Here is a 16,632-nt window from a genome sequence, read left to right as displayed (position 1 = left end):
TTTTCTCAGAATTTCCATTTCCCATTTTTTATTAGAACATGATAACAACTAATGGATTTTTTCTACTACTCATATATTTAATTTCTAAACTTTGATTCAATTAATATTGATTTGTTTTTCAAAAAATCTAATCGAAGGGTATCAAACACTACATAAAGTTATAGAGTTCTTTATTGTGAAAGCTCACTCATTTCTTCCCAATCTTTTCAATGCTGCTGTACCTAAAGACTTACCATCAATGGGGCGTTTAACATTCTCAATCACTCCTTTATCTTTACAAAAGCATTTTTGATAGATAAACATATCATTTGACATAAGATTAAATCATTTTAAATGAATTATCAAGCCATAAAATTTAATTTTTAAAAAATTCGGTAAAAAACCATATAAAAATAGATTCTATCAAAGGGAACGATAACGAAAAGATTTTTATACACACATGGATAAAACACATGACAAACTTATATATAATTGCAAGTTCAACTCTCACAAAAAACAGGATAAAAAAATAAACAGCAGAACTAGTCCACTGTTTACTTCGCCACGCCTTCATGTAATTTTTCTGTATAATCCTTTACATCTTTCCAGCTATCTTTCGCTGTATGTAAATCTTCTTTTATAAACGTAAACTCTTCCGGACTAATTCCTTTTACGTTTTGTAGTAAATTATTATATTTTGCACCTACTGTATACCATTGATTTGATATGTTTTGTAGTGCTGTAATTGCTGCATCAATTGTTTCTGTCATGTTTGTTGTTTTATTTTTTACATCAGTCAAAATTAAGACTTCTGCTTGCGCTCCTGAAATTCTATCTTTTAAATTAGCGATTTCTCTTTCTGCATTTGCGATATCTTTTTTCGCAACCGCGATCATTGGCCCGCCAGCAAGACATGTTATTAATGCTACACAAAGTACGCCACCAGCAATGACCATATCATTACTCTTTTTAATCGAATCGTTATATGTATTTATTTGTTGCTCTAGAGCTGGAATACCAGCATTCGTACTTGCCAATATCGCTGTTAACTGATTTGTATCTTCTTTGAAACTATTTGTATCTTTCGCCATTCTATTGCGAAAAGCTTTCAAATTTCCTAATAATCCATCTACCTCATTTTGATTCTTTACAATATCTGCATACAACTTTTCTAAATCCGCTTTTAATTTTCCGCTATCCTTTTGATCAATCGCTATTAACATGTCATTATAATACGATTGAAAAGTATTATTGTAATTTATAATATTTTGATCTGTTTTCATAATTTGAGGCTTCATATTATTTAACCAATATGCTGCATTAATTTTTGCATCTCTTTGATGCTGAATCATATTTCCTTTAAATTCACTATTAATCGAACTTATTTTACTTAAATCCGTCTCTTGTTGATTTTGAATTAATTTTGCATATGAATCCATTGCAAATATGCTTGATGTCGTTTGTGCCATTACATCTTGGAATCCTGCTGGTCCAAGAGAATAGTTTTTCACATTTTCTTGTAGCACCGTTACATTTTGTTCTGCTGCAAAAGGATGTAAAGGAAATGCGTTACTCGTTGCCACCCCAGCAATCATTACCGCTAAAAGACATTTTTTATAAAATCGTTTCTGCATATTTTTCACCTATTCTCTTTATAAGGATATCAAAAGCTCCTGCTCACAACTGAACAGGAGCTTCAAATCATTCATCAACACTTAACGCCCTAACGATTCGTATTCGATTATGCTTTTTTCGTATCTACTACTTTAATATCTTCAGCATAAATCTTTTCTGCATAGTCTTTAATGTTTTTCCAGCTATCTTTCGCAATGTTTAAATCTTCTTTAATGAAAACAAGATCGTTTGGACTAATTGAATCCACATTTTGAAGTAAAGAATTGTATTTTGATCCCATTGTGTACCATTGGTTTGAAATATTTTGTAACGCTGTAATTGCAGTATCAATTGTATTTGTTAAATACTCTGTTTGTGTTTTAATGTTCGTTAATCCTGCTACTTCTAATTGCGCAGTTGTAACTTGTCCTGTTATCTTTTGAATTTCTGCTTGTGCATTATCAAGCTCTTTCTTCGCTAATACGATTCCAGCTGTACCACCGCCTACAGCTGCTGCACCACCTGCAATTAATGCTACTCCTAGCGGTGTTCCTGCACCCGTAGCAATAACTACTGCACCACCGATAATTGCAATTGGTCCTAGAGCTGTCGCAACAGATGAACCGATAATAATTGCATTATATTTACTAATCGCTTCATTGTACGTTGTAATTTGATTTTGCAGAAGCGGAATTCCTGCATCTTGACTAGCTAATATAGATGTAATTTGATTTGCATCACCCTTGAAGTTTTGCGTATCCGAAGTCATTTTATTTCGGAATTTCTTCAAGTCTTCTACTAACTGATCCACTTGCGCTTTATTTTCATTAATACTACTTGATAATCTTGTTAAGCCTTTCGTAAGAGTCGCTTTATCCTTTGCATCAACTGCAGCAACTAAAGTATCATAATAGTTTTGGAATTTCGTATTGTAGTTAATGATATTTTGATTCGTTGAAATAAGCTGTGGTTTTAATACATCTAACCATTGCTTCGCATTTCCTCTAGCTGTATCTTGGTGCTGAATTACTTTCCCTTTTAAAGCCGCATCAACAGACGATACATTTCCAAAGTTAACATTACCTTGTTTAATAATTGTTAAAGCGTACAGATCCATTACTAAAGCATTTGAACCTGTTCTTTCCATTGCATCTTTCAAGCCTTCTGGTCCTAATGAGTATTCTTCATAGTCATTATAAGCTTTTGCTACCGCATGAACTGGAGCTTGTTTCACTGTACTTTCAGCTGCATACGTATGAGCCGGCATAATATTTCCTGCTGCAAATACTGCCATCAGTGCTGATAGAGCCATTACTTTATAAGGTTTTTTTGTCATTTTTCTTCTCTCCCTATATCGCTAATTATTTTTCTGTTTAATGTACTTCAACGTTTGTAACGTAATCTTCAAATTGATTTGTTTGCTTATTCATTTCATCACTTACTTTTTTAATTTGATTGAAATGTTTTTGAAGTAAACTACTGTCTGTATACGTACCTTCTTCAACATTTGTTTGAATTTGAATCATATTATTATTTAAAACTTTCCAATCCGTTAATAACGTTTCTAAAGTTGTAATTTGACGATCAATTAATTCTGTAAAGCTATTTACTTGATCTTCAACGAATGTAATTTGAGTCGCCTCTGCTTCAGTTTGTGATAACTTTTGAATAAGTGGTAATAACTCTTTTTGCTTTTGTTGAATGCGAAGAGCTGCTTCTCTCGTTTGACTATCTGCAGCATTTACAATTTCATTACTTAAAGTACCGATAGAAACAAAATCGATTGTTTTCGTTTGTGCAGTTTGATTTGTGATTGTAAATACTTGTTTACCGATATTAATAGAACCTTTAATGATTTCTTGAGGTCTATTCAAAATAGTAGTTAGTTCAGCTTGAATTTCCCCTTGAATTCTTTTAATATCTTCTCTTAATTTCACAATATCTCCACTTGATCCTTGCAGTGTTTTTATTGCTTCATCGGCTTTAATTGATAAGTTGTTACTATCTTTGTCTAATACTGTTTTAAATCGATTTAACTCTAATAAATCTTGCTCCATACTCTCTTGGATGCTTTGTACTTGCAATTGTAATTTTCCATATGCACTCATAAAATCTGCTTTTGCTTGCTGATCTTCATTTACGTTTCCTGCTAGTTCATAGAGCTTACTATAATAGCTATTAAATCTAGTGCTGTATCTCATCATTTCTTGATTTAAGTCAATTAGCTTCGGATTATATTCATCAATCCATTCTCGTACATTCGCCTTTGCAAACTTTTGATGATTCGTTAAGCTACTCATCGCATTTACCTTAATGTCTGGCTGTTGCAAGATAATTAATCCGTATGCTTGAATAAGCGGTGATTGTGATCCTAACATTCTAATTGAATTGGATAATGTATTTGGAGCAATTACATTTTGCGCATATACTGTTTTCACTTCTGTTTGCCCCTCCTTAGCGTAAGCGCTTACAGGAATGAAGCAACTCGTAGATACTGCTGTAACCAATAACCCTGTAATTAAAGTCTTTTTCACTTTAACTCCTCCTATGTATTAGCAACTATTACTATCGCATTTTATTATTCTATTTTCTTGCCCATAATTTGAGATGATTAAAATAGAGAACGTTCTCACCGTGATCCATGTATGAACCACCTCTCTCGTATTGCTACAGTACTTACTTATCGTCACAAAACATTTTATTATTTTTCATATGTGTTTAGTATGAATAATATTGTATAAATTTTCTATTTTATAGAAATTCCCACATTCACATAGTGAATATATTACGTAAAAATATTATTCATTTCAAACTAAACAACATGCGTAAATATGAAATTTCGTTTTGTTTTCATATATGTTTTGTACTGTAAGGTCATTTAAACACAGCTGTTTATATAACGTAAAGAAGTATTTTCATTCCCTTTATTTTCAAGCTTTCATGTCCTTATTTCAAAATATAATCCGATTCACTTTATTGATTGAAATATCTACATATCACAACAGAAAACACTACTTACAAATAACCGATAAAATTATATCGATATAATTTTTAAACTCATATGCAATTATGCATAGCATATACACAAAAAGGATAGCTTCATTTTCACGAAGCTATCCTTCAAAAATCTTCTTATTTTTTCAAATGATATGGAACTGTCGTAATAACAACATTTCTTTTATAAAGTAAATACGCACGTATGAGTAAACTAGATTGATTATGAAGAATGTTATGCCAACCTTTTTTCGGAATGAACTGTGGTATAACGACCGTAACGCGGTAATTCGATTCACTTGCCTTATATTGCACTGTATCAATGAACTTCGTTAACGGCTGAATAATACTTCTATAATGAGAATGTAATGTAACAAGCCTTACTTCAGGTTGCCACACCTTCCATTTCTCTTCAAATTTCTTTTCCTCTTCTCTGTCAAAAGCAACATATACAGCGATAACTTGATCTGCAGAAAGAGATTTCGCATAGTTCAATGAATTTTCTACTACATGCGTCATACCTGCTACAGGAACGACAATTACATTCCCCTCAATTGGAATAAGAGGTTCACAAGTTTTTAAACTTAATTGATCACCCACTGCATCATAATGCTTCTTAATTCGATGAAACAAGAAGATAATAGCAGGTAAGAAAATAAGAATCGACCAAACTTGTGCAAATTTAGTTAAAAAGAACATGCTCATTACGATAAAACTAATAACTGCACCAATTAAATTAACCGTTAATTTTAAAACCCATCCTTCAGGTTTTTCGCGAAGCCACTTTAATACCATCCCTGTTTGAGAAAGTGTAAATGGAATAAATACCCCTACTGCATATAACGGAATTAAATGTTCTGTTTGTCCTTGGAAAGCTACAATTAAAATAATCGAAGCAACTCCAAGTATTATAATACCGTTTGAGTAACCTAGACGGTCTCCTCTAATCGTAAACATTCTCGGTATGAATTTATCTTTTGCAAGGTTAACCGCTAATAAAGGAAATGCAGAATAACCTGTATTAGCAGCAAGAATTAATATTAAAGCTGTTGTACCTTGTATGAAATAGTACATGAAATTACGTCCAAATGTTTGTTCAGCAATTTGAGAAACAACTGTTACTTCTTTACTCGGAGTCACTCCGTAATAATAGGCTAAAAACACAATTCCTGAAAATAACACAGCAAGTAATGCACCCATTGCAAGCAATGTTTTTGCAGCATTGTTTGGCGCAGGATCTTTAAAGTTCGGAATTGCATTTGAAATTGCTTCAACACCTGTTAAAGCAGAACTACCTGATGCAAATGCTCTTAGTAATAAAAATAAACTAATCCCTGCAACTGGTGTACCAATCGGCGCATGTAAAGTGGGTGAAACATGACCAGTTAAAATATTATATATGCCTACACCAATTAATATAAATAATGCTAAAACGAATAAATAAACAGGATATGCTAAAACGGAAGCTGATTCCGTTACTCCTCTTAAATTTAAGATCGTAATTAATATAACAAATATAACCGCAATAATTACGTTGTGTGCATGTAAGCTAGGAAATGCAGACGTAATTGCATCTGTACCAGCGGACACACTTACCGCAACAGTTAAAATATAGTCAACTAATAAAGATCCTCCAGCAATTAAGCCTGGATTCATCCCTAAATTTTCTTTTGATACAACATACGCTCCCCCGCCATGCGGATAAGCAAAAATAATTTGACGATAAGATAAAATAAGGGCTGTCAATAATACTAATACCCCAACAGCGATCGGAATGGAATACCAATAAGCGATCGCTCCAACACCTGCTAAAGCAATTAAAATTTGCTCTGGACCGTAAGCAACTGATGACAATGCGTCAGAAGATAAAATAGCTAAAGCTTTCGTTTTATTAAGCTTCTGTTCTCCAAGCTCCGTTGATTTTAACGGTCTTCCAATTAAAAATCTTTTAATAGATGAAACCAATGCTGTCCACTCTCCAATAATTTTGTACGAACTTTACTGCTTGTTACAGCCAGTAAACGATTTCCTCAGAAAACAAAAAATGTCTACAAGCCATAGCGAAATAGACTTGTAGACATTATTTTTTTTGTCGCACAAGCTCCACCTTCCTTCTCAATATAACGCTTACGAGGTTAGCTGTCGGATTCGGGCCTATGAGTAGCCCTACCTTTTTCAAGGATTCACCCCATCGGATTATGTACTAATCCGTAAAAACGGGTCCCCCGTACCATGCGGTTTCAGCGATTTAGAAAATTGAAACTGTGGATTATAATACTCCTTTATTTTCAAAAAGTAAACAAAAATTTTTAATAAGAAAAAAATTAAAATGATTGCGCATAATCCACTGAGAAATATACATAATGAATACTAAAAAATCCGCAAAGGAGACCCATATGTCTAAAGAAAAGAAGCCTATTTTTTCCGATTCATATTTAGATGCAGTAGCAAATGAAATTAATCAGTTATATGGTAAACGTGAACAGGAAATAAATTTGACAGATAGAACGAAAAGAAATAAATAATTTGTCATACAAAAAATAAAAAAGATAGCAATACACTTATATATTGCTATCTTTTTTATTTTTTCATACATCTAATTCTATTACAGATCTGTTAAAGGTCATCTCTTCATACACCTTTAAATTTTGATATATAGTGCCTAATAATGGTGCCGCTATAGAAAATTGCTCTGCTACATCCAGTAAATATCCTTGCAAGTGCTTCCCTTCAATAAACGAACCCTTCTCCATATCACGTTGCATTGATGACTTCATATCATACGAAATTTTATCAATTGTTTTCATATGTTCCTGGGCAATATTAGCCTTTACTGGAGCTCCTAATACTCTCATGATTTGTACAGATTCCTCAAATACATTACGGATAAAATCACGGCCGCCTTCACTTTCACGGATTGGTCCAATTGGTGCACGCATTAACGTTGTCACACCGGACATTACAGTAATAAATAAATATTTATGCCACATATCTTGCGTAATATTTTCACTTAAAACAAAACTAGATTTCGTACCTGCAAATGCTTTAGAAATATGCTTTACTCTCTCTGAATTTTGAGACTTAATTTCTCCAAACACAAGTCTGTTGGCAGCGCTAGTTTGTACAATTTCTCCTTGATCGTTTAACGTCGTCTCGATAAAGCATAAACCGCCAATTACTTTTTCTTCGCCGAATTCTTTTTGTAATAGCGATAAATGAGCGATACCATTTAACAATGGAATGATTACAGTATTTTCGCCAACAAACGGCTTCAAATCTTGAATTGCCTCGTTTAAGTGATACGCTTTTGTTGAAAATAAAATGACATCAAATGGAGAAGTTCTCTCTTCTTTCGTTATTAATTTCGGTCGGAAGGAAAAATCCCCGTTAACACTTCGGATTACAAGTCCTCTTTCCTCTAATTGTTTTTTCCGTTTACTACGAACAAGAAACGTGACATCTTCTCCCTTTTCGACTAATCTGCCACCAAAAAATCCTCCGACTCCACCAGCGCCTAATACTAAAATCCGCATACAGCATCCCCCTTTTCAAAATAAAATTTTATAACTTTTAGTATACATAACATTATACATGTCCTCTGCTAAATAAGCTGAATTTTCACTCTCAATTGAGTATAAAAGAGTGGTTATTTTCAAATAAATTTGGGCATGTTGTTTCTATAGCATATATGGAAAGGACACAATGTAGATGGAGGCAATACAATCAATTGAGGAAAAAGGTGTAGCAATAGCTATATTTCAATTTATATTCCCGTTTTCGTTTAAAGCTGGATATGAACAAGAGATGTTCCCTTTCTTACAAAAAAACGATTTTCGTCCTTTTCGGCTCGATCATCTCGATGATGAAAATACATATTATGGGGAGTTTAAAGTTTCACATCAAAATATGGAAGCATACTATCTTTCATTTACAAATAAAATTCTCTTTCCTCACTCAGAGCATCAAAAGGGCTTGCAACGTTATTCAAAGGACCTTAACTTAACTGGACATTTAACAACAAACCGTATTTCAATCCCATTCAAGATACACTCTATTGATGTCACACTTTGTCCTTATGAACTTGGCTTCTTAACAATTCGAACAGAAGTAAACACTGCTCCAAACATGACTTTATCTGAAGCAATCGAATTCGCTGCTCGCTTCCGTGTACTTGAAACTAAAAATGATACAAATGAAACTATTTGTATTGAATGTAACGGAAAAAAGTATTCCCAAGTTGAAAAATTCATTTTTGGTTATTTATTTCATGGCGTAACTGATTTCTTTGAAAAGAAGAGATTAAGAAGTTCATACTTTCAAACCTTCCCTTTCTTCGAAGACCAAAGAATGTACGTCCAAACTTTATTGTCACTAAAAGAAGGTATGGAGCTTAATGAAGTGGATGTTTATCGTACTTCTAGTCTTTCCGGATTAACAAGTGATGGTAAGCCATATGTGAGCGCAAATAACCTTCCTTACATTCATGACTATTTAAAAAAACACGCTTACCAGAGATGGGCTCCAAATCGTTATTTCATAATGGAAGAACATATTTTTACATGTGTAACAAATGAAGGAGAACGTAAAATCGCTAAACTTGCTAGTCAAATGTACGGAGAATTTTATTACGCTTTATTATTAAACCTATTCCATAAAATTGTTTTATTAAAAATGGCTAACGCCTATGCTGAGCTAAACATTGAACAAGATACTAATGAAATAGAGAAATTAATTTATTCGATCAATTCGTTCACTGCTAATTATTTTTCTTTAGAATTAGTATCCCAATCACAAAGTGAAGATATTTTCTTTCGTTTAAGAAAACTTTTTAATATTGAGGTTCTATACTCGAACGCGAAACAAAATCTTGATAGTTTGTTTAAATATCAAGAAAATGTCGCCTCTAAAAAAGATAGCCTCTTATTGTTAATTTTAACGCTCTACTCTGTAGTGGGCCAAATGTTAGGGTTTACTATGATTGACCTTTTAAGAAACACCGATTCAAACAAAATATCGTCACCTCTTGAATTTTTCGCTCTATTAATTGCGATTAGCGGCATTGTCATTTCACTTATTTTAGGAGCCCAAAGTTTATACCAATGGGGTCTACAACATAAACGAAGAAAAGCTTGGGTAAAACAAACTGTACTTTCTGCCGTTAAAGAGAAAGAAGATAAAAATTAAAAAAGGTTATTTTCAAATTCTTGGTGCGCTGCAGTAAGTGAAATTTTTATGAGCGATTTTCCGATTATATCGGCGCAACTCGAAATATATCAGCGATTTTTTTAATATATCGACTTACCGACAAATGACAGGACCGGATAATAAAAAAAGGGTGCTCCAAAATAAAACTTGGAGTACCCCTTTTATTATACGAATTCATTTTACTTCCCTGCTTCGATTTGCTCTAATGCAGCAGCTACTTGCTCTTCCGTTAATTCATGTTGTATTACGTAGCGGTTACGTGGACTTACACGACATTCATGAGAACATGCACGTAAATATTTCGCTTCGTTTTCTTCAGAACATAAAATTTTCTTATTACATTCTGGATTTGAACAGTTTACATAGCGCTCACAAGGTTCACCTGTAAAGTGGTCTTTACCAACGATAACATGTTCTTTTTGGTTTACTGGTACAGCAATACGCTCATCGAACACGTAACATTGTCCATCCCAAAGCTCACCTTGTACCTCTGGGTCTTTTCCGTACGTTACAATTCCGCCGTGAAGCTGACTTACATCTTCATAGCCTTCACGAACTAACCAACCAGAAAACTTCTCACAACGAATTCCGCCTGTACAATAAGTTAAAATCTTTTTACCTTCAAGTACTTCTTTATTTTCACGAATCCAATCTGGTAATTCACGGAATGATTCGATATCAGGTTTAATCGCACCTTTGAAGTGACCTAAATCAAACTCATAATCATTTCGTGCATCAATGATAACTGTATCTTCTTGTTTCATTGCTTCATAAAAATCTTTTGGCTCTAAATACTTCCCAGTTATTTCGTGTGGGTTAATGTCATCTTCTAGACGAAGTGTAACTAACTCTGGACGAGGACGCACGTGCATTTTCTTGAATGCATGACCATCAGCTTCATCTATTTTAAATACGATACCGTCAAAACGTGGATCATTGTTCATTGCTTCCATGTATTTCTCTGTTTGTTCTACAGTTCCAGAACAAGTTCCGTTAATACCTTCTTTCGCTACAAGAATTCTTCCTTTTAATTCAAGTGAATTACAAAATTCTAAATGCTCTGCCGCGAATTCTTCTGGGTTTTCAATTGTTGTGTACATGTAATATAGTAATACTCTGTATGGTTTTGTAGTTGCCAATGTATTTCTACCACCTATCTAATTTTTAAAATCATGTATAAGTTAACGTTCATATCAAAACATATATAATAAGAAAATGAATCCCATTTTCTTTTCTTTATACTATTTTCTATCAGTTAACAAAAATAAAAAACAAGATTACACATCAAAACACTATGGTTATGTTGTAATCCCAATATATTATATATCATACAAATGCAATTCCATCAATTAATATGCTGGATTATCGGCTTTATGTTCACATAAATTTCAAAATTGACCCTTTAATTTATTATGTTTCCCCACGTCATCACACCATAAACTCCCAATTTATTTTACGTTATCACACCATCCATTGCATAAAGGCATATAATTTGCATTAAGGAAACTTTCGTGTTCAAATGAAATTATCATATAACATATCTAAATGTATTGAAATAATGAGTAAGAATAAATACAATAATTTCATCAAGTTAACATTTTAAAGGGGAAAACTACTATGAATAAAGATATAACAAAAGATGAACATCTCCCTTCTGAAAGTACAACCGTACAATCAGCTCACTTAGCTTTAAGTGGAGAAACAAAAGGCTGGAAAAGACTGTTACCATTTTTAGGACCCGCTTTTATCGCGTCCGTTGCTTATATTGATCCTGGCAACTTTGCTACAAATATCGCAGCTGGTTCACAATATGGATATTTACTATTATGGGTTATACTCGCCTCTAACTTAATGGCTGTATTAATCCAAACTTTATCAGCTAAATTAGGAATTGCTACAGGAAACAATTTACCCGAAATAGCTCGTGAAAACTTTCCAAAGCCTGTGTCTATCGGTTTATGGATACAAGGTGAACTAGTTATTATGGCTACAGATTTAGCGGAATTTATTGGAGCTGCATTGGGGCTTTACTTACTATTTGGAATCCCGATGCTACCTGCCGCTTTAATTACAGCAGCCGGATCATTTATTATCCTTGAATTTCAACGTAGAGGATTTCGTCCACTAGAAGCTATTATTACAGGAATGATTTTCATTGTAGTAATTGCTTTTGGGATTCAAGTTTTTTATGCAAAACCAGAATTAAGTCCCCTTCTTTCAGGACTATTTATTCCAAAATTCCAAGGTGTAGACAGTATATTACTTGCAGCAGGGATTTTAGGTGCGACAGTTATGCCGCATGCAATATACTTGCATTCTGCATTAACACAACGCCGTGTGGTCGGAACAACTGACGAACAAAAGAAAAAGATTTTTCGTTTCGAATTTATCGATATTATTATTGCAATGGTTATTGCTGGAGCAATTAATGCAAGTATGTTAATTGTTGCTGCTGCACTATTCTTTAAAAACGGCTTGCACGTTGAAGATTTAGATGTTGCTTACACTCAATTTACCAACTTAGTAGGTCCTGTATCAGCTGCTTTGTTTGGAATTGGGCTCTTATCAGCAGGACTATCTAGCTCTTCTGTCGGTACAATGTCGGGTGATATTATTATGCAAGGTTTCATTCGCATGCATATTCCGTTATACTTACGCCGATTTATTACAATGATTCCACCATTAGTTATTATCGCTTTAGGTGTAAATCCAACTTACGCTCTAGTCATGAGCCAAGTCGTCTTATCATTCGGTATTGCATTTGCACTAGTGCCACTTATTATGTTTACAAGTAACAAAAAGATTATGGGTGCACTCGTTAACCACCGTATAACAACATTTATCGCTTGGATAATTGCAGCACTCGTTATCGTTTTAAATATCTTCTTACTGTATCAAACATTTGTAGGGTAATGAAAAAAGGGTATTCCAATTTTAATTTGGAGTACCCTTTTTGGATGAAATGATTTTCTTCTAGTTACCACTTGTGTATGTCCCTCTTTCCGGCATCAAGACACCATTTTTAGTTCGAAAGTAAAGTGGCAATCCTTCCGCAAAAAACATACTTACCTTGGACGGATCTTGCCTTTGATGATGAATATGTAAATGGGGCTCACTTGAACTTCCTGAGTTACCTACTTGAGCAAGAAACTCTCCTTCATTCACATGTTGTCCTTCCCTCACATTAATTGACCCTTTCTTTAAATGAGCAAGAATCAGAAATGTGCCTGTTTCATCTACTCGTAAATATATGTGATTCCCCGCCATCGACTGAAAATTTTCCGATCTAGGAACTAAATCTTGTTCATTATTATTAATTGATACAACCGTCCCAGAAGCTGGTGCCATTACTTTCGCTCCATATATTCCGTAATCCTCTAACTTACTACTTTTCACTTCAGCAGGTGGAATGAGAATATCATATGCCCACCTTTCATTTGGTTTTATAACGTGATAGTTCATTTCTAACCGATCACCACCCCAACCTATTAATGCTCGCTCATTCAAAGGAAAACGAACTACTGCTTTAGGACTCATCGATTGTATATCTGCTGGATAAGCAATTCTACCTATATTAGCAAACCAACCGATAGGCCAAGCTCCAATGATAGAAAACAGAATGATTAAAAATAGCGTTCTATCTATCCGTTTTCTAAAAATGCCTTTCCAAAAAAATATTATTACTGATCCTACCAAAAGGAAAACTGAAATAAAACTAAAAGCCTGAATACTCCACCAAACAAAAACTGATGTAACACCATTAGCTACATAAACTAAGATCCAACTTATAATTAAAAAAGAAACTATAATTACTAATAAAAATTTCTTCCACATGTCGCATCCCTACTCTCATATCCTTTTTCTCAATGATACAAAGTAAAAATTACAACATATAAAAGAAATACTTACGACTTTCTTACTTTTTTATACTGCGGTAATTTCACAGTAAAAACTGTTTCTTTATCGTTACTACGTACAGTGATATCCCCTTGATGGAGCTGAGCTATACTTTTCGAAATTGCAAGCCCCATTCCTTTCCCACCAGTATGAGAACTACGTGATTTTTCACTACGATAAAATTTCTCAAAAACGTAAGGAAGGTCCTCTTTCGGAATGCATTGTCCAAAATTTTTAATTTCTACTTCAACATTCATTGTTTTATTGGAAATTTCAATTGCAATTTCCTTTCCATCTTTTCCATACATAATACTATTACCTATTACATTTTCAAATAGTCTCACTATAAGTGCTACATCAACTTCTACATGCAGCACTTCATCACTTTTAATATAAAAGCTCATATTAGCATCATCTAATTGTGGTACAAAGTCAATCATGATTTGTTCAATTAATGCTTTCATATCTACTTCATCTTTATGTAATTCAATCTCTCTATAATTTATTTGACAGTATTCTAATAAATCATCTACTTGATTTTTTAATTCATAACTTTTTCGCTTTAATATACTTACATACTGTTCACATTCTTCACCATTCGAATGAAGTTTATTTCCTAACAGATCCGCATAACCAATTAAAGATGTTACTGGCGTTCGTAAATCATGAGAAATATTACTAATCATTTCATTTTTCATTTCCTGTGATTTTTTTTCATTCTCGATAGACTCTTTTAAGCTTTTCGCCATTCTATTAACATTTGCCGCTAGTTCACCAATCTCATCGCTTTTCGAAATAGGTATATGTATTTCAAAATTACCTTCACTTATTTCTTTCACGTTCTTGTTAATTTGAGACAACCTTTTCATCAGCGTTTTTGTCATGAATGCAAAGTATGTTGTAGTAAAAATCAAAAAAACTATAAAATATAAAAATGAATATTTTTCTTCTAATGCAGTAACATGACTATATATATTTCCAATTAAAATTTGAAACACTATTATACTTACAATTGCTAAAAAGATGCTACATATGAATGCGATAAAAAACTTAGCTCTAATGCCTTGTAATGATTTAATCTTCAATTTTATATCCGACTCCCCAAACATTTTGAATAAACTTCGGTTCTTTTTGGATCCTCTTCAATTTTATTTCTTAATCTTGCGATATGAACCATGACTGTATTATTGCTTTCATAGGCCCTTTCTTTCCAAACGCTCTCATATATTTCTTCAATTGTAAATACACGATTCTTTGCAGCTGCCATTAAGAACAAAATATCATATTCAGTTTTTGTAAGATTGATGGTTTCTCCATATAACATTACTGTTCTCGACGCTTCATCTATTTCTAAACCTCTAATATTTATTTTCTTTTCTATTACTTGGACAGCGTGTTGATTGAAATATGTATACCTTCTTAATTGAGCCTTCACTCTCGCTATAAATTCAATTGTACTGAACGGCTTCACAATATAATCATCTGCTCCTGTACTAAATCCGACGACTTTATCTACGTCCGATGATTTTGCACTTAAAAACATAATTGGCAAACTATGTTTCTCTCTAATTCTTCTACACAATTCTATCCCATCCATTTGTGGCATCATAATATCCAAAATAGCAAGTTGAATACTGTTATTATTTATTATTTCTAAAGACTCTTCTCCGTTATGAGCACTAAAAACTTTAAAACCTTCTTGCATTAAATTCGCTTTAACAAATCGAACAATATCTTGATCATCATCTACAATTAAAATTGAATTTTTCTCCATATACAAACCTCTTTTGAAATATATTCCACAATCCATTTTATCATAAATTAAAACCATACTTCCCTCTTGAATAATCTTTATTTTCAGACTAGATTATATAATAACAACACATTCTAGTTTTAAAAGAAATGGAGTGAAAGCATGTTTCCTATATTGAAAACCGACCGACTTATTTTAAGAGAACTTACCGAAGAAGATGCACCAGGTATACTACAATGCTTCTCCAATACTGACGTACTGCGCTATTATGGCCAAAAACCGTTACAAGATATTGATCAAGTGAAACAAATTATTCATAACTTTAAACTGAGTTACAATGCAAGAAGCGGTATAAAATGGGGAATCGAATTAAAAGACAAGAAAGAACTCATCGGTACCATTGGTTTTCACGATTGGTCTTCTGAGCATAAACGAGCCAATATAAGTTATGCCTTTTTGCCTGAACACTGGGGACAAGGATATGCGACTGAAGCTGTTTCTGAGGTTATATCATACGGTTTCCATACGATTCATTTAAAGCGGATCGGAGCAATTGTATTTCTTGAAAATGAAGCTTCCAATAAAGTACTATTAAAATTAGGCTTTGAAAAAGAAGGCGTTCTAAAAAATTATATGTATCAAGATGACATTCCCTATGATACGAATTTTTATTCTTTATTAAAATCGGTTTAGTAGAATACATGTGTAAAAAACTTGTTTCAGTACAACAGTTATAGGTAGCGAATTTTTAATGACGGATGCGAAGTACTATACATTATAAAACATTAAAAAAGGGCTGTGAGTAAGCTTTTACTCATAGCCCTTTTTTATGTTCTTTTTCTGTTTTCGCAATGCTTTTGGTACGTATACGCAGAAAGGCTCACTTTCCATATAATCCCCCCGTCATTGCATATGCTCTAGAACGAGATCCCCCACAAACATATCGAAACTCACAAACACCACACTTTCCCTTATACTTGTCAGGATTACGAAGATTTTGAAAAACAGGGGAGTTTCGATAGATTTCAGCTAGCGAATTTGTTCTAATATTCCCGGTTTTAATCGTCAATACCCCACTTGGATATGTTTCTCGGTATAAAGTTAAGAAATTAGGAATTTTTCATTACTCTAAAAATACGCTATTTAACTGAAGACTATTAAATTAAGTTTCTTAAAATTATATTTTTAAA

At 33.2% G+C, this 16,632-nt stretch carries 12 protein-coding genes, 2 pseudogenes and 1 riboswitch; of the genes and pseudogenes, 4 read left to right on the top strand and 10 right to left on the bottom strand.

Annotated elements, in window-relative coordinates:
- Positions 1-533: 533 nt before the first annotated feature.
- The 4 genes from nheC to BC_RS09010 form a co-directional block, all read right to left on the bottom strand.
- On the bottom strand, positions 534-1,613 hold the full coding sequence (nheC, locus tag BC_RS09025; protein WP_001171994.1) for a non-hemolytic enterotoxin NHE subunit C: 1,080 nt from the start codon (positions 1,611-1,613) through the stop codon (positions 534-536).
- A gap of 107 nt (positions 1,614-1,720) precedes the next feature.
- Positions 1,721-2,929, bottom strand: a complete 1,209-nt coding sequence (nheB, locus tag BC_RS09020) for a non-hemolytic enterotoxin NHE subunit B (protein WP_000162968.1) — start codon at positions 2,927-2,929, stop codon at positions 1,721-1,723.
- A gap of 37 nt (positions 2,930-2,966) precedes the next feature.
- Complete coding sequence (nheA, locus tag BC_RS09015) at positions 2,967-4,127, bottom strand: non-hemolytic enterotoxin NHE subunit A (RefSeq protein ID WP_000751828.1); 1,161 nt, start codon at positions 4,125-4,127, stop codon at positions 2,967-2,969.
- A 598-nt stretch (positions 4,128-4,725) separates the two neighbouring features.
- Positions 4,726-6,552, bottom strand: coding sequence for an APC family permease (locus BC_RS09010; RefSeq protein ID WP_000254889.1), 1,827 nt, complete (start codon positions 6,550-6,552; stop codon positions 4,726-4,728).
- Positions 6,553-6,696: 144 nt separating this feature from the next.
- Positions 6,697-6,843: riboswitch (cyclic di-AMP (ydaO/yuaA leader) on the bottom strand.
- 140 nt (positions 6,844-6,983) lie between these two features.
- Between BC_RS09010 and BC_RS28180 the strand changes: the two genes are divergently transcribed.
- Complete coding sequence (locus BC_RS28180; protein WP_000031873.1) at positions 6,984-7,112, top strand: hypothetical protein; 129 nt, start codon at positions 6,984-6,986, stop codon at positions 7,110-7,112.
- A 63-nt stretch (positions 7,113-7,175) separates the two neighbouring features.
- Here BC_RS28180 and panE read toward each other — a convergent pair whose 3' ends face one another.
- On the bottom strand, positions 7,176-8,120 hold the full coding sequence (panE, locus tag BC_RS09005; RefSeq protein ID WP_001221911.1) for a 2-dehydropantoate 2-reductase: 945 nt from the start codon (positions 8,118-8,120) through the stop codon (positions 7,176-7,178).
- Between the two features lie 175 nt (positions 8,121-8,295).
- Between panE and BC_RS09000 the strand changes: the two genes are divergently transcribed.
- Entirely contained in the window at positions 8,296-9,771 is a 1,476-nt protein-coding gene (locus BC_RS09000) for a hypothetical protein (protein WP_000387434.1), read from the top strand.
- A 200-nt stretch (positions 9,772-9,971) separates the two neighbouring features.
- On the opposite strand, the gene BC_RS08995 is transcribed toward BC_RS09000, so the two are convergent.
- Positions 9,972-10,931 carry a rhodanese-related sulfurtransferase gene (locus BC_RS08995; RefSeq protein ID WP_000246231.1) on the bottom strand — a complete coding sequence of 320 codons (960 nt, stop codon included), beginning with the start codon at positions 10,929-10,931 and terminating at the stop codon, positions 9,972-9,974.
- A 478-nt stretch (positions 10,932-11,409) separates the two neighbouring features.
- Here BC_RS08995 and BC_RS08990 point away from each other — a divergent pair, with 478 nt between their 5' ends.
- The gene (locus BC_RS08990; RefSeq protein ID WP_001030679.1) at positions 11,410-12,705 is read left to right on the top strand and encodes an Nramp family divalent metal transporter; all 1,296 of its coding nucleotides are present in this window, start codon (positions 11,410-11,412) and stop codon (positions 12,703-12,705) included.
- A 60-nt stretch (positions 12,706-12,765) separates the two neighbouring features.
- Here the strand turns inward: BC_RS08990 and BC_RS08985 are convergent, their stop codons facing one another.
- The 3 genes and pseudogenes from BC_RS08985 to BC_RS08975 form a co-directional block, all read right to left on the bottom strand.
- Positions 12,766-13,626 (bottom strand): M23 family metallopeptidase, encoded by an 861-nt coding sequence (locus tag BC_RS08985; protein ID WP_000265533.1) that lies wholly within the window; start codon positions 13,624-13,626, stop codon positions 12,766-12,768.
- A 71-nt stretch (positions 13,627-13,697) separates the two neighbouring features.
- Entirely contained in the window at positions 13,698-14,798 is a 1,101-nt protein-coding gene (locus tag BC_RS08980) for a sensor histidine kinase (RefSeq protein ID WP_000466663.1), read from the bottom strand.
- Positions 14,764-15,463: pseudogene (locus tag BC_RS08975) on the bottom strand (response regulator transcription factor). The gene BC_RS08980 and the pseudogene BC_RS08975 overlap by 35 nt, the downstream one beginning before the upstream one ends.
- A 141-nt stretch (positions 15,464-15,604) precedes the next feature.
- Here BC_RS08975 and BC_RS08970 point away from each other — a divergent pair.
- Positions 15,605-16,135 (top strand): GNAT family N-acetyltransferase, encoded by a 531-nt coding sequence (locus tag BC_RS08970; RefSeq protein WP_000483964.1) that lies wholly within the window; start codon positions 15,605-15,607, stop codon positions 16,133-16,135.
- Positions 16,136-16,252: 117 nt separating this feature from the next.
- On the opposite strand, the pseudogene BC_RS08965 reads toward BC_RS08970, so the two are convergent.
- Positions 16,253-16,529 (bottom strand): annotated as a pseudogene (locus BC_RS08965) (SPASM domain-containing protein); the annotation flags it as partial.
- Between the last annotated feature and the right edge of the window lie 103 nt (positions 16,530-16,632).

Source organism: Bacillus cereus ATCC 14579, from assembly GCF_000007825.1.
GTDB lineage: Bacteria > Bacillota > Bacilli > Bacillales > Bacillaceae_G > Bacillus_A > Bacillus_A cereus.
The sequence above is the reverse complement of the archived record's forward strand: the minus strand, read 5'-3'. Positions and strand labels throughout refer to the sequence as shown.

Coding starts and splice junctions, on each gene's coding strand:
- nheC (WP_001171994.1), bottom strand. CDS start 1,613: ATGCAGAAACGATTTTATAAAAAATGTCTTTTAGCGGTAATGATTGCT.
- nheB (WP_000162968.1), bottom strand. CDS start 2,929: ATGACAAAAAAACCTTATAAAGTAATGGCTCTATCAGCACTGATGGCA.
- BC_RS28180 (WP_000031873.1), top strand. CDS start 6,984: ATGTCTAAAGAAAAGAAGCCTATTTTTTCCGATTCATATTTAGATGCA.
- panE (WP_001221911.1), bottom strand. CDS start 8,120: ATGCGGATTTTAGTATTAGGCGCTGGTGGAGTCGGAGGATTTTTTGGT.
- BC_RS09000 (WP_000387434.1), top strand. CDS start 8,296: ATGGAGGCAATACAATCAATTGAGGAAAAAGGTGTAGCAATAGCTATA.
- BC_RS08990 (WP_001030679.1), top strand. CDS start 11,410: ATGAATAAAGATATAACAAAAGATGAACATCTCCCTTCTGAAAGTACA.
- BC_RS08985 (WP_000265533.1), bottom strand. CDS start 13,626: ATGTGGAAGAAATTTTTATTAGTAATTATAGTTTCTTTTTTAATTATA.
- BC_RS08980 (WP_000466663.1), bottom strand. CDS start 14,798: ATGTTTGGGGAGTCGGATATAAAATTGAAGATTAAATCATTACAAGGC.
- BC_RS08970 (WP_000483964.1), top strand. CDS start 15,605: ATGTTTCCTATATTGAAAACCGACCGACTTATTTTAAGAGAACTTACC.